Annotated in this window: 27 protein-coding genes; 14 read left to right on the top strand and 13 right to left on the bottom strand. The window is 66.0% G+C overall.

Annotated features, from left to right (window positions below):
- The first annotated feature begins 10 nt into the window (after positions 1-10).
- Positions 11-889 (top strand): Vms1/Ankzf1 family peptidyl-tRNA hydrolase, encoded by an 879-nt coding sequence (locus HACJB3_RS06175; protein WP_008414893.1) that lies wholly within the window; start codon positions 11-13, stop codon positions 887-889.
- Here HACJB3_RS06175 and HACJB3_RS06170 read toward each other — a convergent pair.
- Together HACJB3_RS06170 and HACJB3_RS06165 are read right to left on the bottom strand one after the other, a co-directional pair.
- Positions 886-2,694, bottom strand: a complete 1,809-nt coding sequence (locus HACJB3_RS06170; RefSeq protein WP_049934536.1) for an SLC13 family permease — start codon at positions 2,692-2,694, stop codon at positions 886-888. The genes HACJB3_RS06175 and HACJB3_RS06170 overlap by 4 nt on opposite strands.
- A gap of 146 nt (positions 2,695-2,840) precedes the next feature.
- Positions 2,841-4,016 carry an inorganic phosphate transporter gene (locus HACJB3_RS06165; RefSeq protein ID WP_008414890.1) on the bottom strand — a complete coding sequence of 392 codons (1,176 nt, stop codon included), beginning with the start codon at positions 4,014-4,016 and terminating at the stop codon, positions 2,841-2,843.
- Between the two features lie 134 nt (positions 4,017-4,150).
- On the opposite strand from HACJB3_RS06165, the gene HACJB3_RS06160 reads away from it, so the two are divergent.
- Both HACJB3_RS06160 and HACJB3_RS06155 read left to right on the top strand, forming a co-directional pair.
- Positions 4,151-5,164: a DUF1611 domain-containing protein gene (locus HACJB3_RS06160; protein ID WP_008414888.1), complete on the top strand. Its 1,014-nt coding sequence runs from the start codon at positions 4,151-4,153 to the stop codon at positions 5,162-5,164.
- On the top strand, positions 5,161-6,189 hold the full coding sequence (locus tag HACJB3_RS06155) for a dipeptide epimerase (RefSeq protein WP_008414887.1): 1,029 nt from the start codon (positions 5,161-5,163) through the stop codon (positions 6,187-6,189). Before HACJB3_RS06160 ends, HACJB3_RS06155 begins: the two co-directional genes overlap by 4 nt.
- Here the strand turns inward: HACJB3_RS06155 and HACJB3_RS06150 are convergent.
- Positions 6,186-6,728: an FxLYD domain-containing protein gene (locus HACJB3_RS06150; protein ID WP_008414884.1), complete on the bottom strand. Its 543-nt coding sequence runs from the start codon at positions 6,726-6,728 to the stop codon at positions 6,186-6,188. The two genes, HACJB3_RS06155 and HACJB3_RS06150, sit on opposite strands and share 4 nt — an antisense overlap.
- A gap of 123 nt (positions 6,729-6,851) precedes the next feature.
- Between HACJB3_RS06150 and HACJB3_RS06145 the strand changes: the two genes are divergently transcribed.
- Positions 6,852-7,901, top strand: a complete 1,050-nt coding sequence (locus HACJB3_RS06145; protein WP_008414882.1) for a hypothetical protein — start codon at positions 6,852-6,854, stop codon at positions 7,899-7,901.
- A 1-nt stretch (position 7,902) separates the two neighbouring features.
- On the opposite strand, the gene HACJB3_RS06140 is transcribed toward HACJB3_RS06145, so the two are convergent.
- Entirely contained in the window at positions 7,903-8,094 is a 192-nt protein-coding gene (locus HACJB3_RS06140; RefSeq protein ID WP_008414881.1) for a hypothetical protein, read from the bottom strand.
- Between the two features lie 41 nt (positions 8,095-8,135).
- The gene (locus tag HACJB3_RS06135) at positions 8,136-9,164 is read right to left on the bottom strand and encodes a hypothetical protein (protein WP_008414878.1); all 1,029 of its coding nucleotides are present in this window, start codon (positions 9,162-9,164) and stop codon (positions 8,136-8,138) included.
- 126 nt (positions 9,165-9,290) lie between these two features.
- Here HACJB3_RS06135 and HACJB3_RS06130 point away from each other — a divergent pair, with 126 nt between their 5' ends.
- A complete protein-coding gene (locus tag HACJB3_RS06130; RefSeq protein WP_008414876.1) occupies positions 9,291-10,304 on the top strand; it encodes a hypothetical protein in 1,014 nt (337 codons plus the stop codon).
- Between the two features lie 7 nt (positions 10,305-10,311).
- Here HACJB3_RS06130 and HACJB3_RS06125 read toward each other — a convergent pair whose 3' ends face one another.
- On the bottom strand, positions 10,312-11,334 hold the full coding sequence (locus HACJB3_RS06125; protein WP_008414875.1) for a hypothetical protein: 1,023 nt from the start codon (positions 11,332-11,334) through the stop codon (positions 10,312-10,314).
- A gap of 103 nt (positions 11,335-11,437) precedes the next feature.
- Here HACJB3_RS06125 and HACJB3_RS06120 point away from each other — a divergent pair, with 103 nt between their 5' ends.
- Complete coding sequence (locus HACJB3_RS06120) at positions 11,438-11,932, top strand: HPP family protein (protein ID WP_008414874.1); 495 nt, start codon at positions 11,438-11,440, stop codon at positions 11,930-11,932.
- A gap of 33 nt (positions 11,933-11,965) precedes the next feature.
- Here HACJB3_RS06120 and HACJB3_RS06115 read toward each other — a convergent pair whose 3' ends face one another.
- Entirely contained in the window at positions 11,966-12,805 is an 840-nt protein-coding gene (locus HACJB3_RS06115; protein WP_008414872.1) for a PspA/IM30 family protein, read from the bottom strand.
- Positions 12,806-12,855: 50 nt separating this feature from the next.
- Here HACJB3_RS06115 and HACJB3_RS06110 point away from each other — a divergent pair, with 50 nt between their 5' ends.
- From HACJB3_RS06110 to HACJB3_RS06090, 5 genes are all read left to right on the top strand, one after another.
- Entirely contained in the window at positions 12,856-13,449 is a 594-nt protein-coding gene (locus tag HACJB3_RS06110; RefSeq protein ID WP_008414871.1) for an alpha/beta hydrolase, read from the top strand.
- 75 nt (positions 13,450-13,524) lie between these two features.
- The gene (locus HACJB3_RS06105; RefSeq protein ID WP_013199427.1) at positions 13,525-15,156 is read left to right on the top strand and encodes a CTP synthase; all 1,632 of its coding nucleotides are present in this window, start codon (positions 13,525-13,527) and stop codon (positions 15,154-15,156) included.
- Positions 15,156-16,073 carry a glutamine-hydrolyzing GMP synthase gene (gene guaA / locus HACJB3_RS06100; RefSeq protein WP_008414867.1) on the top strand — a complete coding sequence of 306 codons (918 nt, stop codon included), beginning with the start codon at positions 15,156-15,158 and terminating at the stop codon, positions 16,071-16,073. Before HACJB3_RS06105 ends, guaA begins: the two co-directional genes overlap by 1 nt.
- A complete protein-coding gene (locus tag HACJB3_RS06095) occupies positions 16,070-16,384 on the top strand; it encodes a DUF7126 family protein (protein ID WP_008414865.1) in 315 nt (104 codons plus the stop codon). The genes guaA and HACJB3_RS06095 overlap by 4 nt, the downstream gene beginning before the upstream one ends.
- 41 nt (positions 16,385-16,425) lie before the next feature.
- Complete coding sequence (locus tag HACJB3_RS06090; protein WP_008414863.1) at positions 16,426-16,749, top strand: cupin domain-containing protein; 324 nt, start codon at positions 16,426-16,428, stop codon at positions 16,747-16,749.
- A gap of 3 nt (positions 16,750-16,752) precedes the next feature.
- On the opposite strand, the gene HACJB3_RS06085 is transcribed toward HACJB3_RS06090, so the two are convergent.
- Complete coding sequence (locus HACJB3_RS06085) at positions 16,753-17,361, bottom strand: MogA/MoaB family molybdenum cofactor biosynthesis protein (RefSeq protein ID WP_008414860.1); 609 nt, start codon at positions 17,359-17,361, stop codon at positions 16,753-16,755.
- A 75-nt stretch (positions 17,362-17,436) separates the two neighbouring features.
- Here HACJB3_RS06085 and HACJB3_RS06080 point away from each other — a divergent pair, with 75 nt between their 5' ends.
- Both HACJB3_RS06080 and HACJB3_RS06075 read left to right on the top strand, forming a co-directional pair.
- On the top strand, positions 17,437-18,462 hold the full coding sequence (locus HACJB3_RS06080) for a zinc-binding dehydrogenase (protein ID WP_008414859.1): 1,026 nt from the start codon (positions 17,437-17,439) through the stop codon (positions 18,460-18,462).
- A gap of 3 nt (positions 18,463-18,465) precedes the next feature.
- A complete protein-coding gene (locus tag HACJB3_RS06075; RefSeq protein WP_008414858.1) occupies positions 18,466-18,711 on the top strand; it encodes a hypothetical protein in 246 nt (81 codons plus the stop codon).
- On the opposite strand, the gene HACJB3_RS06070 is transcribed toward HACJB3_RS06075, so the two are convergent.
- Genes HACJB3_RS06070 through HACJB3_RS06055 form a run of 4 tightly spaced genes read right to left on the bottom strand, consistent with a single transcriptional unit; the run spans position 18,708 to position 21,195 of the window.
- A complete protein-coding gene (locus HACJB3_RS06070) occupies positions 18,708-18,938 on the bottom strand; it encodes a hypothetical protein (protein ID WP_008414857.1) in 231 nt (76 codons plus the stop codon). The two genes, HACJB3_RS06075 and HACJB3_RS06070, sit on opposite strands and share 4 nt — an antisense overlap.
- Before the next feature lie 44 nt (positions 18,939-18,982).
- On the bottom strand, positions 18,983-19,645 hold the full coding sequence (locus HACJB3_RS06065; RefSeq protein ID WP_008414856.1) for an MBL fold metallo-hydrolase: 663 nt from the start codon (positions 19,643-19,645) through the stop codon (positions 18,983-18,985).
- A gap of 34 nt (positions 19,646-19,679) precedes the next feature.
- Complete coding sequence (locus HACJB3_RS06060; RefSeq protein ID WP_008414855.1) at positions 19,680-20,246, bottom strand: NUDIX hydrolase; 567 nt, start codon at positions 20,244-20,246, stop codon at positions 19,680-19,682.
- Between the two features lie 22 nt (positions 20,247-20,268).
- Positions 20,269-21,195, bottom strand: coding sequence for a diacylglycerol/lipid kinase family protein (locus HACJB3_RS06055; RefSeq protein ID WP_008414854.1), 927 nt, complete (start codon positions 21,193-21,195; stop codon positions 20,269-20,271).
- Positions 21,196-21,246: 51 nt separating this feature from the next.
- On the opposite strand from HACJB3_RS06055, the gene HACJB3_RS06050 reads away from it, so the two are divergent.
- A complete protein-coding gene (locus HACJB3_RS06050) occupies positions 21,247-21,942 on the top strand; it encodes a PHP-associated domain-containing protein (protein ID WP_008414853.1) in 696 nt (231 codons plus the stop codon).
- Here the strand turns inward: HACJB3_RS06050 and HACJB3_RS06045 are convergent.
- Positions 21,939-22,349, bottom strand: a complete 411-nt coding sequence (locus HACJB3_RS06045; RefSeq protein WP_008414852.1) for an Lrp/AsnC family transcriptional regulator — start codon at positions 22,347-22,349, stop codon at positions 21,939-21,941. The two genes, HACJB3_RS06050 and HACJB3_RS06045, sit on opposite strands and share 4 nt — an antisense overlap.
- Between the last annotated feature and the right edge of the window lie 45 nt (positions 22,350-22,394).

The following is a 22,394-nucleotide window of genomic DNA, read 5'->3' as shown; positions in this document are numbered from 1 at the left end:
GCCATCCGGTATGCTCGACGACCTGCTCGGTCGGACCGCCCTCAGGGATCGGATCGCCGAGCTGGAACGCGAGCGCGAGCGCCTCGAAGCGCGCTTCGAGGCCGAACGCGAGCGCCGCCGGGTGGCGACCCGAGAGAAGCAGGCCGCCGAGGAGCGCGAGAACCGCCTCGAGGACCGAATCAGCGACCTCGAGGGACGCCTCGGGCGCACCGACGGGGAGTGCGAACTCGACTTTCGCGGCGTCGAGACCCTCCGCGGGGGGCGCCTCCGTGAGGTCCTCGCTCGCCTCGAGAGCCTCCGAACCGGCGAGGAGGGCGTGCTCACGGCGATGGTCGACGGGCAACTCCCCGAGGTGGTCACGGCGGCGTTCGGCGAGCGCGCCCCGTTGCTCTCGCGGGTCGAGCCCTGTCTGGCGGTGACCGACGACGCCGGTCTCGTGAGCGTCGCGCTCCGCCCTCCGCTGGCTCCCGCGGCCTTCCAGGTGTGGAGCGACGCAGTCGAGATCGATCCCGGGTGGTTCCTCCCCGAGGGCGAGTTCGCGTTCGCGCTCGTTCGCTCGGACCTGTTTGCGATGGGCGAGTACGACGGGAGCGAGCGCGAGTCGGTTCGGGCCTTCGAAAGCGACGTGAAAGGCGACCACTCGAAGGGCGGGTTCTCACAGGGCCGGTTCGAGCGCCGCCGGGACAACCAGATCGCGGCCCACCTCGAGAGGTGCCACGAGGCGATCGCCGCACGGAACGCACAGCGGTTGATCGTCGTCGGCCAGCGAACCCTCCTCAAGGAGTTCGACGCCGACGCCCGGCGGGCGGTCGACGCGACGGGTGACCCCGAGGCGGCACTCGAGAAGGCGCTTCGCGAGTTCTTCACAACCCGGCTCTACCGGCTCTAGACCCCCCAGATGGTCGCGATCCCCAGCGTGGTGACGACCGTGAGGATCAACTGAAGGGGTGCTCCCACGCGCGCGAAGTCGGTGAACCGGTAGCCGCCGGGGGCGTAGACCATGAGGTTGGTCTGGTAGCCGATCGGGGTGAGCATCGCCGAGGAGGCCGCGAACGTGACCGCCAGCACGAACGCGAACTCGTTGGCACCGATCCGGTTTGCGGCGTCGACGGCGACGGGGATCATGAGCACGACGCTCGCGTTGTTGCTGATAACGTTCGTTATCAGCGCCGTAAACAGGTAGAACACCCCGAGGACGACCACGGCGTCGAAGGCGGTCGTACTCGCGACCACGATCCCCGCGAGAAAGGCCGCCGCACCGGTCCGCTCCATCGCGATTCCGAGCGGGATCAGCCCGGCCAGCAGGAAGATGACGGACCAGTCGACGGCGTCGTAGATCTCGTTGGGATCGAGCACGCCGGTCGCGACCATCGCGACCGCCCCGGCGATCGCGGTGACGAGGATGGGATAGATCTCCAGGGCTGCGAGTCCGACGACGGCGGCGATGATCGCGACCGCGACCGGAAGCTTCGAGCGGCGGTACTCGGCGCGAGCGACCTCGCTTCCGAGGATGAACTCCCGGTTCGCACCCAGTCGCTCGATGGAGCCGCGACTGGCCTGAACGAGCATGGTGTCGCCACCGCGCAGTTCGACGTGGTCCATCCGGCGATGAAGCACCGTCGGCCCCCGGCGGAGCGCGAGGACGGTCGCGTCGAAACTGCTCCGGAAGTTCGCGCTAACGAGGGTCTCGCCCACGAGCGAGGAGTCCGGCGGGACGATCACCTCGACGAGGTCCTGTCGGGCCCCGGAATCGGTCCGGCGGCCCCCCTCGCCTGCGGCCAGATCGGCGTCGGTAAAGGCGACGTGGGGAAGCAGGTCGACCCCTTCGACGTCGATGAGGTCGACCACGGTGTCCCGACCGGTCCGCACCACGAGGACGTCGTCGGGTCGGATCGTCTTCTGGGCGAGCGGTTCGCCGAACACCTCGCCCTCGCGAATGAGCTGGACGAGGTCGAACTCGAACTCCGCGTCCTCGATGGCCTCCCGGACCGTGTGCCCGACGAACGGCGAGTTCTCGCGGACGATCACCTCGGTGAGGTAGTCAGCCATGCCGAACTCCGCAGTGAGATCTCCCTCTGCGGGAAGCCGGTCGGGAAGCAGTCGCGGGGCGATCACCAACAGGTACGCCGAACCGACGAGCAAGACGAGCGCGCCAAGCGCGGTGAACTCGAACATCGAGAAGGGGCGCCCGATCAGGCGCGCGGAGACGTCGCTCGCGAGGATGTTCGTCGAGGTGCCGATCAGGGTGAGCATGCCGCCGAGCATCGAGGCGTACGAAAGCGGGATCATAAAGCGCGAGGGCGAGACGCTCGCCCGGCGAGCCAGATCGCTCGCCATCGGGATCATGATCGCGACGACAGGGGTGTTGTTGATGAAGCCCGAAGACAGCCCCGAGACGCCGACGATCGACCCGAGCAGCTTTCGCCCGTCGTCACCGGCGAAGGCGGCGATCCTCGCGCTGATGGTCTGGACGACCCCCGTCTTCCGGATCCCTTCGCTCAGGACGAACATCATGAGGACGGTGATGGTCGCGGAACTCGCAAAGCCAGAGACGCCCTCGGCGGGCGAGATCGTCGTCCACGGTTCGAGGACGATCAACAGCACCATCACGGTAATCGCGGTGATGTCGATCGGAACGGGTTCGGTGATGAACGCCACGAGCGCGAACAGGACGATCCCGGAGACGACGACCATGCCGGCCGTGATCTCGGGGACCCGTCCGACGATCTGGAAAAGAGAGAACACGTCAAGGAGGGATCGCCCGAGGGGGACCATTATCTCGTCCTACGGCGGAGGTAAGCAAAAGCCTACAGGGGATCGGCATGCTCGCGGACGCCCGCTTACGGTGTGCCGGCGATCGGGAGGAGGACGAACGCCAGATACGAGAGGATCGTCGCCATCGACGGCCCGATGATCCAAAACGAGACGAACCGGATCACCGCCGACCCGTCGAACAGTTGCTCGACGCCCCGGAGGTCCTCGGGCCGTTCCTCGCCGACCCGCGGGACTTCCTCCGTAGTTTCGGCCGTGATCGCGTCGACGGAGATGTCGCTCGCGAGGTCGCCCCGCACGAGGTCGCGCGCGGTCGCCTGACGGGTGGCCCGTCCCCAGCCCAGCCCGACGATACACATGACCGTCGCCATTGCGAGGCTGATCGGGATGCCGATCCACGAGAGAACGGTCGTGATGCTCGCGGCGACGATCATGACGATCATCGCCGCCAAGAGCGGGAGCGCCGTCAGGTCGTTGCCCACCGAGTCCATCGTCCGCCGGGCGATCGTGAACGCGCCCAGCCCGATCGCGACCGTCGCGAGGACCACTCCGCCCTCGACCCCGACGAGTCCGCCCCCAACCAGCGGCGCGACAGCGTTTGCGACGTTGCTCGCGCCGGCGCTGAACGCCATGTAACAGGCGATCAGGACGACGACCACGGTGCTGATCAGTTCTCGGGAGGTCGTGCCCGGTCCCAGCGTCGGTTTCGGGACCGCGCCCGTGCGATCGAGGACGAGAAGCGGGCCCTCGGACTGTTCGAGGGCGAACCGTCGGTCGAGGTGCGGATAGAGATAGCGCCCGACGACGGCACCACACCAGAACCCGGTGATCGGGGCAACGAGCCACCAGATGACGATTCCGCCCAGCACCGCCATGTCCAGTTGACCCGTCGCCAGCCCGAGCCCCGAGATCGCACCGACGGCCGTCATCGAGGTCGAGACGGGTACGCCGTAGACGTTCGCGACCATCATCCCGAGTCCGATGAAAAACAGGACGATGATGCTCGCCTCGATCGTAAAGATCGTCTGCGGGACGATGTCCCCGCCAAGCGTGTCGATTACGTTCCGGCCGACCGTCCAGCCCCCGAGAAAGACGAAAAACGTCATCAGCGCCGCGGCGGCGGTCTTGTTGATGATCTTCGCGCCGACCGACGGCCCCCACGCGACGCCCGTCGAGGAGCCGCCGATGTTGAATCCGACGAACACGGCCGCCAACATCCCCAGAACCAGAAGTACAGAAACCATACGATAACTTACGTAATAGATCGGGGTATATGTTGCGGTCCGGGCCGACGGGCCGGGAATCGGCGGGTCGGCGGCGGGCGGGTGGGGCCGGTCGGCATCTAAAGGGTTAACACCCCGTTGTGCATCCCTCCGGTATGCAAGTCGCCGTTCTCGCACACGAGAAGTTTCCCGAGCGCGCGAAAACAGCCGTCGGCGTCCTCCGATACGCCGATTACGACGTGACCGCCGTTCTAGATCGCGACCGCGCCGGCGGACGGGTCAACGAGTATCTGCCGGGCGTCCCGGACGCCCCCATCGTCGAGGGGATGGAAGACGTCGAGAACGCCGACGCGTTGCTGATCGGGATCGCACCGATTGGAGGGGGATTCGACGAGAGCTGGCGCGAGGACGTCGAGAACGCCCTGTCGAGAGGGTGTGACGTCATCTCCGGGCTGCACTACTTCCTTTCGGAGGACGAGGAGTTCGTCTCGCTCGCGGCGGAGAACGACTGCGAACTGTGGGACGTCCGCAAACCCGACGAGGACCTCACCGTCAGCCAAGGGATCGCAAAGGACGTCGATGCGGAGGTGGTTCTGACGGTCGGAACCGATTGCTCGGTCGGGAAGATGACCGTCTCGCTCGAACTCGCACGTGCGGCCCAAGCCCAGGGCGTCGACGCCGGGTTCATCCCCACCGGTCAGACAGGAATCATGATCGAGGGCTGGGGCAACCCGATCGACCGGGTCGTCAGCGATTTCACTGCGGGCGCCGTCGAGGAGATGATCCTCGAGAAAGGTGACGAACACGACTATCTGTTCGTCGAAGGCCAGGGGACGATCATCCACCCGGCGTACTCGGCGGTGACGTGTGGTATCCTCCACGGCGCGATGCCCGACAAACTCGTGCTCTGTCACGCTGCCGGGCGCGAAGCGATCCACGGCTACGAGGACTTTTCGATCCCGCCGGTCGACACCTACGTCGACCTCTACGAGGGGCTCGCCGGGCCGGTCCACGAGGCCGAGGTCGCCGCGGGCGCGCTCAACACGATGGAGATCGCCGACGACGGTCCCGCCCGCGACGCCGTCTCCGAGTACGGATCGGATCTGGGCGTGCCCGCGACGGACCCCGTCCGGTTCGACACCGAGGAGGTGCTGGAGGCGCTGCTGTGAGCCTCGAGACCGACTTCGAGCGCGTCTCGCTGCCGCTTGAGTTTCCCTTTACCATCTCCCGGGGGACCGTCGAGACCGCCGAGAACGTGATCGTCCGGGTGAGCGACGGCGAGTTCACGGGGCTCGGTGGGGCCGGTCCCTCCCCGCACTACGGCGAGACGGTCGAGACCGTCGAGGCCGTCTTACCCACGCTTCTCGACATCGTTGAGGAGGTCGGCGAGCCCCACCAGTTGGAGCGAATCGAGCGTCGAATGAAGGCACGGGTGAACCGAAACCCCGCCGCGCGGTGTGCGATATCGATCGCGCTACACGACCTGGTCGCAAAACGGCTCGACCTCCCGCTGTATCGCTACTGGGGACTCGATCCCGAGGAGCTGCCCGAGACCTCCTACACCATCGGAATCGACGGGACCGAACGGATGCGCGAGAAGACCACCGTCGCCCGCAAACGGGGCTACTCGACGCTGAAGATCAAACTCGGGACCGATCGCGACGAGGAGATCATCGAGACGGTCCGTGAGGAAGCACCCGAAGCGACGATCCGGGTCGACGCCAACGAGGCGTGGGCCCCGCGCGAGGCCGTGGGGAAGATCGAGGCGCTGGCCGCCCACGACGTGGAGTTCGTCGAACAGCCCGTGCCCGCGGAGGATCCGGCGGGGATGGCCTTCGTCCGCGAGCGAGCGCCCCTTCCCATCGCCGCCGACGAGTCCTGTGTGACGCTTGCGGACATCCCCCGCGTAGCGGAGATCGCCGACATCGCGAACGTCAAGCTGATGAAGTGTGGCTCGCTCCGGGAGGCCCGCGAGATGTTCGCGGCTGCGCGTGCCAACGGACTGGAGACGATGCTCGGCTGTATGAACGAATCGAACGCCTCGATCGCGGCGGCGTGTCACCTCGCGCCGCTTCTGGATTACGCCGACCTCGACGGGTCGCTGTTGCTCGACGAGGACCCCTACGACGGGGTCGGGATGCCGGCCGGCGGGATCGACCTCGCGGCGGTCGAACGCGGCACCGGCGTCCGTTAGTCCGGCAGGCCGACGACCGCGATGTCGTAGTCGGCGATGTCCGAGGGCGACTCGAGGATGATCACCTGAAAGGACCACTCCTCGCCGGTCCCGAGGTCGCTCGTCGAGTCGAGGTACGTTCCCAACTGCTGGCCGTCGGAGTTGTACACCCGGACGCGGACCTCCGCGGTGTTGATCTGGGTGTTGCCGGCGTTCTCCGCCGTGCCCTGGACCGTCGAGCCGGTGTACCCGCTCTCGAAGACGAACTCGTGATCGGTGATCGAGAGGTCCGACAGCGGGGCGAGGTCGGTGCGAGGGGTCGTGCTGCCGGCGGAGTATGCGGCCGACGCCTCGCTGGTATTGCGCGCGCTGCCGTTGATGTCGTCGGGGACGTCGCCCGACTCGTAGGAGGGCTGGCCCGACGACCCCGACCCGAGACAGCCCGCGAGGCCGAACAGGCCGCCAGCGCCGACGAGCGTGGCGAACCGACGGCGGCCGATCCTGTCGTGGCGATCCGTCCGTTCGCACTCCCCCCGATCGGGGGCCGCGTTCGAATCCATGTCGGAGGATCGAAGCGCGCGCGCTTGAATCTGCTCCTTGACGTCGAAACCCCGGCCCGAAAGCGGGTCGTCTCGCGAGTCGAGATGGAACGACTATAGACCATCGCCCCACAACGACCCGCCGTGAGCGAATCCGATGGAACGCTGTCGCCGCCGGCGGATACGATGCGGGAACGGGTCGGCGACGGCCGACTCAAGGTCTGGTTTCTCATCGACGGGAACCGGTGGGCCGTTGCCGGCCTGCTTTTGGTGGTCTCGTTTCTCGTTATCATGCTCGTGGGACTCGCGTTCCCGCGGTCGTTCGAGGCGGCCCTGACCACGTCGTCGATCCGCTCGCTGTTTCAGTCGATCTTCCTCGCGACGGTGACGAGCATCGCGCTGACCCTGACGATCGGCCAACTCATCCTCTCGGAGGAGATGGGGGATCTGGGCGAGCAGCGAAGCCGGATGCAAGACGAGATCCAGTTTCGAAAGGACGTCCAGACCTCGATGGACGTCGGGGTGCCACCAGCGACGCCGACGGGCTTTCTCCGAACGTTACTCCTGGGCGCCAAACAGAGCGCCACGGCGCTTCGCGAGCAGGTCGCGGAGGAACCCGACTCGACGGCAGCGACGGAGGTCACAATGCTCGCGGACCTCGTCGCCGATCACGGCCAGCAGGTCATGGACGACCTTGACGACACGGAGTTCGGGACCTTCGGGACGCTGTCGGCGGTACTCGATTTCAACTACTCTTGGAAGACCCGCACCGCCCGCCGCCTCCGCGATCGCCACGGCGACGAACTCTCACCCGAGACCGACCGACTGCTCGACGAACTGGTCAAGAACCTCAGCCTCTTTGGCCCCGCCCGCCAGTACTTCAAGCTGCTGTACTACCAGCACGAACTGATCGACGTCTCACGGGTGTTGCTCTACACCGCGATGCCCGCGCTGGGGTTGACGACGTTCATGGGGTTTGCCTTCGACGTCGCACCGTTTGCGGGGACGGTCCTCGGACTCGACAGCGCGTTCGTGGTCGTCTCGGTCGTGATCGTCCTCTCGCTGTTTCCCTTCGCGCTTTTGTTGTCGTTCGTTCTGCGGATGGTGACCGTCTCCCAGCGGACGCTCACCATCGGTCCGTTCATTCTCCGCGAGCAGGCCGATGCCGAGGACCTCGACCGCGTCGAGGGGTGAGTTAGTCCCCGCCGGCCGGCCGCTTGAACAGCAGGTATTTCGTGCCGCCGCCGGTGTAATCGATCGTCCCGGCGAACTCCCAGTCGTCGGCGCCCAGATCGTTCATCTCCTCTTCGGGATTGCCCGCCTCCTTCTGGGTCGCCTCCCGCGGCGGAACGAGCGTTCGATACTCCCACGCGTTGTTTCGGTCCATCGGTCCCTACCGGGAGGCCCGCGGGGTTAACCCCCTTGGGTTCAGACGTCGCTGTCGGCGTCGCGACTCGACTCCCGCAGGATAAACGGTCCCATCGCGAGCGTCCGTTGGGCGACGGTTGCGATCCGGAGGACGAAACTCACAAGCAGGACGAACGGCGCGAGCGTGAGGACGAACGCCCCGCTGACCAGCAGGGAGATGCGCTCGATCCCGAACAGCGTTCCCGGCAGTGTGTTCGGATCGACGTACATGATCATCGCAGCGACCACGACCAGCGCGGGCGGGCCGGTGTACAACAGCGCCCGTGAAAGGTTGATCAGTTCGTGCTGGAAGTACAGCGTCTTGAAATGCTCGCGGGCCGGTCCGAAGAACTGTAGTGTCACGATCAACTCATCGAGGAGGCCGTCGGCCTCCTCCGAGAGCGAGTCGCCGTACTCCGAGCGGAGTTGTCGCGCCTGGAAGATCTTCCACGAGTAGTTGAAATCGAGCGCCGTCCAGATCACGTCGAAGGTGCCAAACTGGGTGTTCTCGATCTTCTCGCGGACCGCCTCCGCGTGGTCGTCGAGGGCCTCGACGTACTCGATGATCTCCCTTTCGAGTTCCCCGTCGTAGTTCCCGGCGACGGCGTCCCGGAGGGCTTCCGCGTGGTCCTCGATCCCCGCCACGAGTTCGCGCAAGAATGCGGCGGGCTCGGGTGGGCTGACGTCCTGTTCGGTTTTGGACTCGATGTCGCGGCGAAACTCCATGGCCTCCTGCATGCGCTCGCGCTGGTCGCCGACCGCGCCCAACTCCTGTGAGAGCACCAGTTGACCGATCGTCGCCACCAGCGTCACGCCGGTGATGATCGGCCCAACCATCGAGCTAAAGAGCGTCTGAATCGCGTCGGGGTCCTGAACCGAGAGCACCGAGAGGGGGTTCAATCCGACGAACCCGAGGGCGACGATCGTCGCGAACAACCCCACCATGATCGCTCCGGCGAGCGCGTATCGGTTCATCCGCATCAACACCCACAACCGGAACCCGCTTCCGTCGGCGCGCTCGCGCATCGTATCGTTCGGCTCGTCGCTCATTACGGGGTTGTAGGAGAGTGCTCACAAAAGCGTGCGGTTGTTCGGCTGGCGGCGCTGTGTGTGGGTGTCGTCGATTCGCCGCTGCCGGGTGATGGTTTTTACCCTGGAGCCGAGTAGGCAAAGGCGATGGGTGAGGAACGAACGGGACCGACGACCGGCTCGGAAAGCGGACTGCTGCGGTGGATCCTCCTCGACGGGAACCGGTTTCTCATTGCGGCAGGGATCCTCGCCGTCAGCGGCCTCGTACTCGCGGCGCTCACCGCCGCGGACGTGGTCGGATTCACCAACGAGAGTTCGATCAACCGCCTCGCGAACGGGATGGTCGCGGGAACGTTCAGCGTCGTCACGATCGTCATCACGATCAACCAGTTGATCCTCTCCCGGCAGTTCGCCGCCGCCAGTCAACTGCGCGAGCGCCTCGACGGCGTGATGGAACTGCGCGAGGACATCGCACAGAAAGCGGACGTCCACGCCAGCCCCGCCGAACCGACCGCGCTGCTCGAAGTGGTGATGAGCGCGGTCGAGGACCGGGCGATCCGCCTCGGGGAGACGGTCGCGGAGGAAAACGAACGCGAGCGGGAGGTCTCGGAGTACGCACGGACCGTCGCCGAGGCCGCCGGCGATGCCCGCGATCGCCTCGACGACGCCGATTTCGGGACCTTTCACGCCGTTTCGCTGACGATCGATTACGACGACTCCCAGCAGATCTACGCCGGGCGCTACCTCCAGAACGAACACGCGGAGGGGATCGACGAGGAAACCGACGAGGCCCTGACCGATCTGCTCGAAACCCTCCAGCTGTTCAACGTCGCCCGCTCGCACTTCAAGACGACGTACATGGAACGGGAACTCTCGCGCCTGTCGCGGCTGATCACCTACCTCGGGATCCCGGCGATCCTCGCGGCGTTGAGCACGGGACTGCTCTACGGGGATCGCGGCGGGTTGACCGTCTCGCCGGAGATCGCCCCACAGGTGATCATCCCGCTGATCCTCGTAGTGCTCTCGCCGCTGGCGTTGCTCTCGGCGTTCGTGCTTCGCTCGGCGACGGTCACCCGTCGGACGGCCTCGATCGGGCCGATGGTCCCGAACAAGGAAGTCGAGGAGGGGACGGCGGCCTCGACCGACGTGACCGAACACTGAGACCGGTTCAATTCACGTCGCCGGCCTGTTTTGTCTCCCGGAGGATGAACGGACCGAGCGCCAGCGTGCGTTTCGTGACGGTGACGATCCTGAGGATGTACGCGAGCACCACCGTAAACGGCAACAACGCGAGAGAATAGAGGAGGCCGACGGCGAGATACCGGTTTGGAAGCCCCAGCGTCGAACCCGTGATCAGGGTCGCGTCGAACGCGAGGATCATGTAGGCGGCGATCGCAAGCGACGGGATCGAGGCGTATAGCACTCCCCGCGCGATGTTGTTGATCTCCCACTGGAAGTACAGCATCTTGAAATACTCGCGAGCCGGGGCGAAGAATCGAAGCGACTCGATCAGCTTCTCGAGATGTCGCTCGGTGTCGTCACCGATCGAGTCGGCGTATCGCGCCGCGAGCGTCCGGCCGGCGACGATCTTCCAGGAGTAGTTGTAGTTCAAGACGGGGAGGATCACCTCGAAAGAGCCGAATTCGGTGCTTTCGAGTTGGTCGCTGACCTCCTCCCCGTGTTCGAGAAGCGAGTCGGCGTACTCGTAGAGTTCCGTGACGTCGTCGTCGGCCACCGACTCCCTGAGCGCTCGCGCCTGCCGGTCGACCGCCTCAATGAGCGCCGAGAGGAACGCCGAGGGGGTCGCGGGGCCAACGGCGGCGTCGATCCGGTCTTCGACCTCGCCGCGGAACTCGATCTGATCGCGCATCTCCGCCTGTTTCTCGCCCAACGGCCCCATCTGTTCGGAGAGGACCAGTTGGGCGATGGCCAGAATGAGCGAGACGCCGGTAACGACGGCGATGATCACCGACCCGAAGACGTTTCCGACCGACGACGCCCCCATGACGCCCGGGAGGTTGGTCGGTCCGAGGAAGTAGAGTCCGACGAAGATGGCGACCATCGAAAGCGAGAGGAGTCCGGTGACGAGCCAGCGGTTGGCCGTGACGAGAAACCAGATCTTCAGCGTGCTCTCGTCGGTCCGCTCGCGCATCGTGTCGGCGGGCGGCACGAGGTCGTCGGAGTCGCTCACAGTACATCCGCGTCGATGCGTTCCCACCTCAATCTGGCGATCACGGAACCGTGAGCACCGACGGGTTGAATAGGGTTTTACGACGTGCCGGTGGAGAACGGACATGGTACGACGACGGGTCGGGACCAGCCTCTATGCGGGAGTCCTGTTTACCGTGCTGGGACTGGTCGCCTGGGCGAGCGGCCAGCCGTTCGTCTTCCCGAGTCTCGGCCCCTCGGCGTTCATCCTCGCGTTCGACCGGCGCGGCGAGCGCACGCGGACCTACCGTATCGTCGGCGGCCACCTCATCGGCGGCGTTGTGGGATTGCTCTCCTACAGCCTGCTCGCACACGGCGTCTCGATCACGCCCGCTCCCGCCGCGTTCTCCCCCGACGGGCTGTGGCTCGCCGCAAGCGGCGTCTGCTCGATCGTCCTGACGAGTTGGGCGATGATCGCGACGAACACGAACCACGCGCCGGCATGTGCGACCACGCTGATCGTTTCGTTGGGTCTGCTCTCGACGCCGTTGCAGGTCGCGATAATCGTCGTCAGCGTCGTCGTGCTCGTCGAGATCCACTCCGTGGTGCTCGCGCTGTTCGAGCGGGTGGTCGGGGAGTAACTGCCGGGCCGGCTCGAAAGCGGGCGCCGTGGACTATCGCTGCTCGTCGCGGATCTCCTCCAGCTCCTCGTCGATCTCGCTCGATTGGAGCTCCTCTTCGACGTCGACGTCCGCGTTCGTCTCCGTTTCAGTCTCGGTCTCGCCGTCGTCCTCGCTCTCCTCGACCGAGGCGGTCTCCTTGCCCATCTCGCCTTTCAGGGTTTCGAGTTCGGCCTCAACCTCGCTGTCGGTCCGGCCGGCCGCCAGTTCGCGGTCGATGCTGTCCTGATCCGAGAGTGCGTCGTCAAAGGCGCCGGTGTCCTGGAGTTCGTCCATCGCGGCCGAACGGGCCTCCATCTCCTCGGTGTCCTCCTCGGCGCGCTCGATGGCCCGCGAGACGTCCTCCATTTCGTCGCCCGCGCCCGTCATCGCCTCCGAAACGCGCACGCTGGCCTCGCTGGCCTCGTACTGGGCCTTCATCGTCTCCTTTTTGGTGCGGAACTGCTCGATGCGGCTCTGGAGTTCGTTTTTCTGTTCGACGAGGTTCTCCTGTTTGTTCTGGAGGTCCGCGATCTGATCCTCGAGCTGTTCGATCTGGCTCATTTTGGCCTTCTTCTTTTCGAGGGCCTGGCGGGCCAGATCATCGCGGTCCTGAGCGACGGCCTCGCGGGCCTGTTCGTTGTGTTTCTCGACGTTCTCCTCGAGGCGTCGTTTCTGCATTTCGAGGCGCTTTTTCTGCGTGGTCAGATCGGCGATCCCCTGTTTGACGTCCTGCAGGCGGTCGCGCATCTGCTCGTAGGAGTAATCGAGCGTTTCCCGGGGGTCCTCCGAGCGATTGAGGACGGCGTTGACCTTCGACCGGATGACGTACGACATCCGCGAGAGTATTCCCATGGCCGTAGTTGCGGCCCAGTGCTTAAAAATATCCCCGCCGAACGGGGCGTATGACCGACGTGGTCGTTCCCGGAGCGAGGGACGTTCGCGGGACCCTCGACGGCGCGGGCGAGACCGCCGTGGTTGCCTGCCCGCCCCATCCCCAGCATCGCGGTCATCGGGGCGATCCCAGATTGACGGCGGTGAGCGACGCGCTGGGAGGGCGGGGGGTCGCCTGCCTGCGCTTCGACTACGGCGCGTGGGACGAGGGTCGGGGCGAGCGAGAGGACGCTCGCAACGCGATCCGATGGGCCGCTGAGGAGTACGATTCGGTGGGGGTCTTCGGCTACAGTTTCGGCGGCGCGATGGCGATTCTCGCTGCGGCTTCGATTGACGAACCGCTGATCGGGGTGTCGGCGCTCGCGCCCGCAGCGCAGGTCGGCGGTGATCTCGACGTGGTCGACGCCGTCGCGGACCTCAACTGTCCCCTCCAAGTGGTCTACGGCACCCGCGACAGCACCGCCGAGTGGGAGTCGGTCGTGGATGCGGCGAGAGAACGCGGGGCGAGCGTCGAGGAGCTATCGGCGGATCACTTCTTTCTCGGCAAGCACGAGCGGATCGGCGAGTCGGTGGCTGAGTTCTTCGCCGGCGGAACCGGCCCGTAGGGGCCGGTCGTGCCAACCGCTGTCCCGGTGACACCCCTCCGAAACCGTTTTTTATCCCCTTCGCACAGGGTCAGTATGCCGACCGATTACGATCCCTCCCTCGGGAGGAAGTTCATTTTCGTCACCGGGGGCGTGATGAGCGGGCTCGGAAAGGGGATCACCGCCGCGAGCACCGGTCGCCTGCTAAAAAACGCCGGCTTCTCGGTGACGGCAGTGAAGATCGACCCCTACCTGAACGTCGACGCCGGAACGATGAACCCCTACCAGCACGGCGAGGTTTACGTCCTGAAGGACGGTGGCGAGGTCGATCTCGACCTGGGAAACTACGAGCGGTTCCTCGACATCGACATGACGTTCGACCACAACGTCACGACGGGCAAGACCTACCAGCACGTCATCGAGAAGGAACGCGCCGGGGACTACCTCGGCAAGACCGTCCAGATCATCCCCCACATCACCGACGACATCAAACGGCGCATTCGGGAAGCCGCCGCGGGCACAGACGTCTGTCTCATCGAGGTCGGGGGCACAGTGGGGGACATCGAGGGGATGCCGTATCTCGAAGCACTGCGCCAGTTCGCCCACGAGGAGGACGACGAGGACATCCTCTTTGCCCACGTCACCCTCGTTCCGTACTCGAAAAACGGCGAGCAGAAGACCAAACCGACCCAACACTCGGTGAAGGAACTTCGCTCGATCGGGCTCCAGCCCGACATCGTCGTCGGGCGGTGTGACGACCGCCTCGAACCCGAGACCAAGGAGAAGATCGCCCTGTTCGGGGACGTGCCCACCGAGGCGGTGTTCTCGAACCCCGACGTCGAGGACATCTACGAGGTCCCCCTGATGGTCGAATCGGAGGGCCTCGACGAGTACGTCATGGAGCGACTGGGGCTGTCCGGGGAGGCCCTGCCCGAGGCCGAGCGGAAAAACGAGTGGCGCGAGCTGGTCACCCAGGAGGCCGACCAGGAGATCGACATCGCCCTCGTCGGCAAGTACGCCCTGGAGGACGCCTATCTCTCGATTCACGAGGCGCTGAAACACGCCGGACTAGAGCGCAACGTCGAGGTCAACGTCCGCTGGGTCGACTCCGACGAGATGGCCGCCGCCCACCGCGAGCGCCTCGAGGGGGCCGACGGGGTCGTCGTCCCCGGTGGCTTCGGCTCGCGCGGGACGCGCGGGAAGATCGAAGCAGTGCGCTACGCCCGCGAGGAGGGGATTCCCTATCTGGGGCTTTGTCTGGGCTTCCAGATGGCGGTCGTCGAGTACGCCCGGAACGTCTGCGGGCTCGAGGGGGCCCACTCGACGGAGATCGATCCCCAGACCGACCACCCGGTGATCGACATCCTGCCCGAACAGTACGAAATCGAGGACATGGGCGGAACGATGCGACTGGGCGCTCATAATACCGACATTCAACCGAACACGCTCGCAAGCAAGGTCTACGGTGGCGCAGAGGCCTGTACGGAACGCCACAGACACCGATATRAGGTCAACCCCGAGTACATCCAGCAACTGGAAGCGGAAGGGCTTACCTTCTCGGGGCGCGCCAAAAACCGCATGGAGATCCTCGAGATCGAGGACCACCCGTACTTCCTCGGGACGCAGTTCCACCCCGAGTTCCGCTCGCGGCCCGGACGGGCGAGCCCACCTTTCGTCGGGCTGGTGGATGCGGTGCTCGAACGCGCTCGAACGGAGGTCGAAGCCTGATGGTCCGACCCGAGGCGTTCGTCGACGACGCGGTCGCGGAGATTAGGGACGAAATCGGCGACGCCAACGCCGTGATCGCGCTGTCGGGTGGGGTCGATTCCTCGGTCGCCGCGGCACTGGCCTACGAGGCCGTCGGCGACCAGCTCACGCCGGTCTACGTCGACACCGGGCTGATGCGAAAGGGCGAGACCGAACAAGTGAGTGAAACCTTCTCGTATATGGAGTCGCTCCGAGTGGTCGACGCCGAGGAGCGCTTTCTGGACCTCCTCTCGGGCGTGACCGACCCCGAGGCAAAACGCGAGGTCATCGGCGAGGGGTTCATCCGCGAGTTCGAACGCGAGGCAAAGGAGGCCGACGCCGACTATCTAGTCCAGGGGACGATCTACCCCGACCGGATCGAGAGCGAGGGCGGGATCAAATCCCACCACAACGTCGGCGGGCTCCCCGACGTGATCGACTTCGAGGGGATCGTCGAACCGGTGCGTGATCTCTACAAGGACGAGGTCCGCGAGGTCGCACGCGAACTCGGTCTCGAGGAACTCGTCGCAGAGCGAATGCCCTTCCCGGGGCCCGGTCTCGCGGTCCGCGTCATCGGCGAGGTCACGGAGGAGAAACTCTCGGTGGCCCGTGAGGCGTGTCACGTCGTCGAAGACGAACTCGAGGAGTACGAGCCCTGGCAGGCACTGGCGGCGGTGATCGGCAAAGCCACCGGGGTCAAAGGCGACAATCGAGTGCATGGCTGGGTCGTCTCGGTTCGGTCGGTCGAATCGCGTGACGGCATGACCGCCCGCGCCCAGGAGATCGACTGGGAGACGCTCCAACGCATCCAGAGTCGCATCACCGGCAAGAACGAGAACGTCGCGCGCGTGGTCTACGACGTGACGCACAAACCGCCCGCGACCATCGAGTACGAATGAACGCGATCATTGCGGGCGAGGACGCCGCGGGACTGGGTGCAGCGCTCGAAGTCGAGGGCTTCGAAGTCACTCGAATAGCGGGGTTCGCCGACCGCGAGACCCTCGAAGCGGCCGATGTCGGCTCCGCTGACGTCTTCGCGATCACCGATACGGTCCACGCCACGGGGATTCCGATCGCGCGCGAACTCAACGAGGACCTCCGGATCGTCGTCTACGCGGAGGACTCGCTGCCCGAATTCGCCCGCCCGCTCGCGGACCTGATCGTCGATCCCGGACTGTTGGGCCCCGATGCGGTCGCCGAGGAGCTCTGAACGACCGCCGCGTTTTTGTGCCGATCCGCCGAAGGCCAGTTATGACACTCGATCGCTACGGGGAGCACGGTCTCGATCCCGACGAGGGTGACGTCGAGAGCACCGAACTCGTGGTCGAAGACGACGTGCTGGTCAAGGCCTTCGCGCTCGGACCGGGCGCCGAACTCTCGGCGCACGAACACGCCGACTCGACGAACGTCTTTCATGTCCTCGAAGGGGTCGTGACCGTCGTTCAGGGTGACACGGAAGAGGAGATCGGCGCGCCAGGCGTGGTGCTTCACGAACGCGGGGTCGCTCACGGCGCTCGAAACGACACCGACGAGGTCGTCGTCTTCACCGCGAGTCTCTGTCCGCTCCCGTCGTAGGTGTTACTCGTCCTCGTCGTCGCGGGTGGCGAGGCCGATGAGGTGTCCGGCCTCCTCGACGATGATATCGCGGGTGCCAAGCCGGACGGCGTTCTCGCTGCCCGGCAGGCAGAACACGGGGACGCCGTCGGCGATCCCGGCGATCGCCCGCGTGGCGACGACGTGGGTGCCGACCTCCTCGTACGAGAGCGTTCGGAACAGTTCGCCGAACCCGGGTAACATCTTTCCCAATAGGGGTTCGACGGCCTCGACGGTCACGTCGTCGGGCGTGACGCCCGTCCCGCCCGTGGTGACGATGAGGTCGACGTCGTCCCGGTCGGTGAGGGTATCGACGGTCTGCTGGGCGCGGTCGAAGTCGTCCGGGATGAGTTCGCGGTGGGTCAGTTCGATCCCGTTGTCCTCGAGGACCTCGATGATCGCGTCCCCCGAGGGGTCCTCGCCGGATTCGCGCGAGGAGGAGACGGTGACGACGCCCGCCGTGATCTCCTCGGCGTCGTGGGCGTGGTGGTCGTGGTTCCGATGACCGTGATCGCCGTCGGACCCGTCGGCGCCCCCGCTCTCGTGATGGTCGTGTTCGTTCTTGCGGTCGTCGTGTCGTGTTTCCTCGGCCATAGCCCGCCTTCGAGGGCCACCGTCTAAAAGGCCGCCACCAGTACAGTTTTGGGTGCGGTAGCCATGCTCACGCGTATGGACGCAGTCCAGTTTGCGGAGCACGGTGGCCGAGGGGTAATCGAGTACGGCGAGTTCCCCGATCCCGAGATCGAGAGCGACGAGGTGCTCGTCGACGTGAAAGCCGGCGCGCTGAATCACCTCGACATCTGGACGCGAAAGGGCCTGCCGGGCCTCGATCTGGAGATGCCCCACATTCCGGGCAGCGACTGTGCGGGCGTCGTCGCGGAGGTCGGCGAAAGCGTCACCCGATTCGAGGAGGGCGACCGGGTCGCGCTCATCGCGGGCGTCGGCGACGAGCGCATGGACGACCCGACGCTGGACCCGCGATTCCACATCATCGGCGAGCACGTTCGGGGCGTCCACAGCGAGTACGCGGCGGCTCCCGCCGACAACCTCGTTTCCGTACCCGAGGGCGTCGAGTGGGAGACCGCAGCGGCCGCGCCGCTGGTCTTTCAGACCGCCTGGCGCATGCTCATCGAGCGCGGCGAGCTCAAAGCGGGCGAGGACGTGCTCGTGCTCGGTGCCTCGGGGGGCGTGGGCCACGCCGCCGTGCAGGTCGCGGCCCACGCAGGGGCAACGGTATATGCGACGGCAAGTTCGGACGAAAAGTTGGAGTACGCGGAGGAGATCGGCGCCGACGAGACGATCAACTACGCCGAGACGGAGTTCGGGAGCGAGGTGAAGTCACTGACCGACGGCCGGGGGGTCGACATGGTGGTCGACCACATCGGCGCGGAGACGTGGGACGAGTCCTTGAAGAGCCTCGCGAAGGGCGGGCGGATCGTCACCTGTGGGGCGACGACGGGACCGAACCCCGGCGCGGGCTTGAACCGGATGTTCTGGAACCAACTCTCAGTTATCGGCTCGACGATGGCGACCCCCGAGCAGGCCGAGACGGCACTCGAACTCGTCTGGGACGGTACCTTCGAGCCGAAGATCCGCGAGACGCTCCCGATGAGCGAGGCCGCCCGCGCCCACGAGATCATCGAGGAGCGCGAGGGATTCGGAAAGGTAGTTGTGGTTCCGGATAGTGAACTGTAGGTGATGAGCGACGATCGGGGGTACGTCTATGAACCGGGGGTCGAGCGGGCGACCAGCCCCGACGAGCGGGAGTTCGACTGGCGGGGCTGGACGCTCGTCGGCGTGATCGTCTTCGCCTTCCTCGTCGCGCCGGCGGTCATCCTCTTTCACCCGCCCGAGACCCTGCCGTTTTTCGTCGCGTACCTCGTCCTCCCGCTGGCCCCGGCCGTGCTGTTGGGGCTGGTCGCGGTCTGGTCGACGACCCGCTAGTTCGAGAACTCGACCGGCCCGACCCGCTCGACCTCCTCCGTGAGATCCCCGACCCCGTCGACGGGCCCGCGGACGAACATCGCGTGGGCCATCAACCCCGCGGCGAGCGCGGAGGTGCCGATCACGGCGGGAACGATCCCGACGGCCGTGAACGCGCCGATCAACCGCCCGAGGACGACGCTGCCGGCGATACCCAGCAACACGAGGTCGTAGTACTGAAGGGCCATGTCCCGTCCTAGCGGAGGCGACGAAATAAGGGTTCTGCCGCGGGCTACAGACCGGCCGCAACCCGTCGAAGGACGGCGCTTGCACCCGCTGTGATGGGGTCACCGTGTCCCGGCGCGCCGTAATCGAACGTCGGCGTGCGCGCCGAGAGGTCCTTGATGCTCTCGTGGTTTCGCTCGGCGTCCGCACACAGCCAGCCGGTCATGGGCTGAAGGGTGCTCTCCGTTTCGCGCACGCAGTCGCCGAGGAAGGCGATGTCGAGGTCCTCGTGGAGATACGCCATGTGCCCGGCGGTGTGGCCCGGCGTGTGGTAGGCTCGAAAGTCGCCGATCTCCTCGCCGTCGGCCACGGGGACCGTGGTGAGGTCCGGGAAATCGAGATTCCGAGCCATTACACGCTGGGTGAGGCCCTTCAGGTTCGAACGCGGCGGTTTCGCCGCGCCGGTCACGTAGGTTCCGTCGGGGTCGCCCGCGTGGACCGGCGCGTCCAATCCCAGCGAGGCGAGCGCGCCGACGTGATCGTAATCGTAGTGGGTCAGGAGGACCCGATCCACGTCGACGACGGCGTGGCCGAGCGCGCGGATCCCGTCGCGAATCGCCTTCGCGTCGCCCGGAACGCCGGCGTCGACGAGGGTCAACTCGCCGTCGTCGACGAGATACACGTTCGCGGGACCGTCAACGAGGCGATAGACGCGACTGTCGAGTGCCATGTCGTTCCTTTTCGCGCCGAACCCAAAAAGCCCCTCAGTCGAAGTCCCGTCGCATCGCGATCTCGAACCACGGACAGAGGCGCAGTTGGCGGTACCACTTGGGGTTGTCATAGAGGCGCTCGTAGGGGACCCACATGAGTCCCGCGACCTCGCTCTCGTCGGGGTCGAGCGCGGTGTCGTCGAGCGTGCATTTCAGTACCGAGCAGACCTCCCATTCGAGGCCCTCGTTGGGGTAGTAGCGTTTGTACTCGAACTTATCGGTCACCCGCAGGTCGGTGTACTGGTTCGACTGGATGCCCAGTTCATCGGCGAGTCGGGCCTCGGTGGCGTCCGACTGGCTCTGTCCCTCGACGGGGTGGGAGGCGACGGTGCCGTCCCAGTAGGTGTCCCAGAGGCGTTTGTCCGGGCTTCGCTGGGCCAACAACACGTGATCGTCGTGGTTGAAAACGAGCGCGGTAAACGCCCGGTGGCGGATCCCCTCGCCGGTGTGGGCCTCGAGTCGGTTGACGACGCCCTGTTTCGCGTCGTCGGCATCGACCGCGACGACGTTCTGGCGGGCGTTCGCGTGGGATTGTTCGCCCGCGGTGTCCTGAGCGCTCATATCCCGATATCAGCGACCGGGGTCAAACATCCTCCGGTTCCGGTGGCACGGGATCGTAGCCCTCGCCGACCCGGACGGCGAGGGTCCGCGGGCGGACCTGACACGGGAGCCGGTTGAACTGGTCGATCTCGCCGTCGAAACTGAACGACACCGGCTCCTCGCGTCGGACGTCGACGGTCAGCGACGGGGCCGTGAGGCGGTGGATGCTGCTGACCTCCCCGCCAAGCAGTCGCCGGGTCGCGGTCTCTCTGACCAGTTGGCCCGTCGAGACATCCTCGATGATCGTCACCTCGAAAAGGCCGTCCTCGACGTTGGCTTGCTGTCTACCGCCGGCGGGAAATCGTCTGGCGTTGCCGATCAGGACGAACATCGCGTCACCGTCCCAGAGGACTTCCTCGTCTTCGGCGTGGACGTGCAGCGGGATCGACTCGAAATTTCGCATCCGGTCGATCGTGTTGAAGACGTACGCGAGTTCGCCGAACCGCCCCTTCAACTCGGAGGAGGTCGCCTCGCTCGCGTCGGCGGTCAGCCCGCAGACACAGGAGTTGACGAACAGTTCGTCGCCGGCGACGCCCAGATCGATCCGCCGGGTCTCGCCCTCCGCGAGCAGCGAGAACCCGTGTTCGACGCTTTCGACACCGATGTTGCCCGCGAAGTTGTTGCCCGTCCCGCCGGGGAGCACCCCCAGCGTCGTCGACTCGAAGGCGTTGGCGGCGTCGATCCCGCGGACGACCTCGTTTATCGTCCCGTCACCGCCGTAGGCGCCGACCCGGATCGCGCCCGCCTCGATCGCCTCGTGGGTCAACTCGATGGCATCGCCCGACTCCTCGGAGACCGCGAGCCCGAAGCCGTACTCGGCCGCCAGTTCCCGGATCTCGGAGATGTCGTCGTCGGGACCGCCACTCACTGGATTCGCAACGACGACGCAATCGGATTCGTCACCGGTCATACCTGACCGTCGAGGCGCAAGCGCAAAGGGCTGGCGACACCCAGAGGGACTATGCTCTCGCTCGATCTCCACACGCATACGCGCTTTTTCCACGGTCGCGACCGGCTCGCAGAACGGTTCGACCCATACGGTCACGCCGCGCTCGCGGCCGTCGCGCGCCGTCGCGGGCTCGATGGCGTAGCGCTGACGAACCATGACTACTATCGGCCGCTCGGCAGCCCCAGCAAGGGATTTCTCTCCGTTCCCGGCATCGAGATCTCGACGACGAAAGGCCACGTCCTCGTCGTCGGCTCGGATCCGCCGACTCGAACCAAGAAGGGAGCGATTACGCCCGCCGAAGCCGTCGAATTGGCCCACGACCGGGGCTGTGTGGCGATCATCGCCCACCCGTTTCGCAACAGCACGATCCGCGAGACCGACGTCGAGTTCGACGCCATCGAGTGCAACGGCAAACACCCCCGGACGTGGCCGCTGGTCCGGGAAATCGCCAACGAGCGGGGGATTCCACTCGTGGGCGGCAGCGACGCCCACTACCCCGTCGAGGTCGGGCGGGCCTACACGAAGATCGACGCCGAACCGACCCCCGAGGCGATCGTCGGGGCGATCCGGGCGGGACGGGTCGAGCCGGCGGTCGCGGGTGGAACGCTCGCCCGTCTCCTCCGGCGGGGATATAAGCGGATCCACAAACGCAAAGGCCACCTCCCGCTCGATCCGACGCCGGGCGTCGGGGCGCCACCGGAGGACTAGCGCTGCTCGTCGAGGATCAGCCGAGTCGTGGTACTGACGACCTCCTCGACGTCGCGCGCGCGGGTGATGAGGTCGTTGACGGCGGTCGTGTCGGCCGCGTCGACGATCAACACCACGTCCTGCTCGCCGCTGACCTGCCAGACGAAGTCGACGGCCGCCCAGTCGGCCATCCGTTCTGCGACCTCGGTGGTGTCGACGGCCACGTCGACGCCGAGTTCGATCATCGCCTTGATGTTGCCAGTCCGGGTCGCGACGGTAAAGCGCTCGATGATGCCTGTCTCGAGCATCCGGTCGACGCGGTTTCTGACGGTCCCCTCACTGGTATCGACGCTCTCTGCGATCTCGGTGTACGGGATCCGGGCGTCCCGGCGGAGCACGTCGAGGATCTCCCGATCCAGTTCGTCCATCGGAGCGGTAGTTGTGGGCGGGCGCGCTTCATCGTTACGAAATTC

Source organism: Halalkalicoccus jeotgali B3 (genome assembly GCF_000196895.1).
Classification (GTDB): Archaea; Halobacteriota; Halobacteria; order Halobacteriales; family Halalkalicoccaceae; genus Halalkalicoccus; species Halalkalicoccus jeotgali.
The sequence above is the reverse complement of the archived record's forward strand: the minus strand, read 5'-3'. Positions and strand labels throughout refer to the sequence as shown.

What these genes read in the sequence shown, in the direction of transcription:
- HACJB3_RS06175 (WP_008414893.1), top strand. Translation starts at nt 11, where the DNA reads ATGCTCGACGACCTGCTCGGTCGGACCGCCCTCAGGGATCGGATCGCC.
- HACJB3_RS06170 (WP_049934536.1), bottom strand. Translation starts at nt 2,694, where the DNA reads ATGGTCGTCGTCTCCGGGATCGTCCTGTTCGCGCTCGTGGCGTTCATC.
- HACJB3_RS06165 (WP_008414890.1), bottom strand. Translation starts at nt 4,016, where the DNA reads ATGGTTTCTGTACTTCTGGTTCTGGGGATGTTGGCGGCCGTGTTCGTC.
- HACJB3_RS06160 (WP_008414888.1), top strand. Translation starts at nt 4,151, where the DNA reads ATGCAAGTCGCCGTTCTCGCACACGAGAAGTTTCCCGAGCGCGCGAAA.
- HACJB3_RS06150 (WP_008414884.1), bottom strand. Translation starts at nt 6,728, where the DNA reads ATGGATTCGAACGCGGCCCCCGATCGGGGGGAGTGCGAACGGACGGAT.
- HACJB3_RS06140 (WP_008414881.1), bottom strand. Translation starts at nt 8,094, where the DNA reads ATGGACCGAAACAACGCGTGGGAGTATCGAACGCTCGTTCCGCCGCGG.
- HACJB3_RS06135 (WP_008414878.1), bottom strand. Translation starts at nt 9,164, where the DNA reads ATGAGCGACGAGCCGAACGATACGATGCGCGAGCGCGCCGACGGAAGC.
- HACJB3_RS06130 (WP_008414876.1), top strand. Translation starts at nt 9,291, where the DNA reads ATGGGTGAGGAACGAACGGGACCGACGACCGGCTCGGAAAGCGGACTG.
- HACJB3_RS06120 (WP_008414874.1), top strand. Translation starts at nt 11,438, where the DNA reads ATGGTACGACGACGGGTCGGGACCAGCCTCTATGCGGGAGTCCTGTTT.
- HACJB3_RS06115 (WP_008414872.1), bottom strand. Translation starts at nt 12,805, where the DNA reads ATGGGAATACTCTCGCGGATGTCGTACGTCATCCGGTCGAAGGTCAAC.
- HACJB3_RS06110 (WP_008414871.1), top strand. Translation starts at nt 12,856, where the DNA reads ATGACCGACGTGGTCGTTCCCGGAGCGAGGGACGTTCGCGGGACCCTC.
- guaA (WP_008414867.1), top strand. Translation starts at nt 15,156, where the DNA reads ATGGTCCGACCCGAGGCGTTCGTCGACGACGCGGTCGCGGAGATTAGG.
- HACJB3_RS06095 (WP_008414865.1), top strand. Translation starts at nt 16,070, where the DNA reads ATGAACGCGATCATTGCGGGCGAGGACGCCGCGGGACTGGGTGCAGCG.
- HACJB3_RS06090 (WP_008414863.1), top strand. Translation starts at nt 16,426, where the DNA reads ATGACACTCGATCGCTACGGGGAGCACGGTCTCGATCCCGACGAGGGT.
- HACJB3_RS06085 (WP_008414860.1), bottom strand. Translation starts at nt 17,361, where the DNA reads ATGGCCGAGGAAACACGACACGACGACCGCAAGAACGAACACGACCAT.
- HACJB3_RS06080 (WP_008414859.1), top strand. Translation starts at nt 17,437, where the DNA reads ATGGACGCAGTCCAGTTTGCGGAGCACGGTGGCCGAGGGGTAATCGAG.
- HACJB3_RS06075 (WP_008414858.1), top strand. Translation starts at nt 18,466, where the DNA reads ATGAGCGACGATCGGGGGTACGTCTATGAACCGGGGGTCGAGCGGGCG.
- HACJB3_RS06070 (WP_008414857.1), bottom strand. Translation starts at nt 18,938, where the DNA reads ATGGCCCTTCAGTACTACGACCTCGTGTTGCTGGGTATCGCCGGCAGC.
- HACJB3_RS06065 (WP_008414856.1), bottom strand. Translation starts at nt 19,645, where the DNA reads ATGGCACTCGACAGTCGCGTCTATCGCCTCGTTGACGGTCCCGCGAAC.
- HACJB3_RS06060 (WP_008414855.1), bottom strand. Translation starts at nt 20,246, where the DNA reads ATGAGCGCTCAGGACACCGCGGGCGAACAATCCCACGCGAACGCCCGC.
- HACJB3_RS06055 (WP_008414854.1), bottom strand. Translation starts at nt 21,195, where the DNA reads ATGACCGGTGACGAATCCGATTGCGTCGTCGTTGCGAATCCAGTGAGT.
- HACJB3_RS06050 (WP_008414853.1), top strand. Translation starts at nt 21,247, where the DNA reads ATGCTCTCGCTCGATCTCCACACGCATACGCGCTTTTTCCACGGTCGC.
- HACJB3_RS06045 (WP_008414852.1), bottom strand. Translation starts at nt 22,349, where the DNA reads ATGGACGAACTGGATCGGGAGATCCTCGACGTGCTCCGCCGGGACGCC.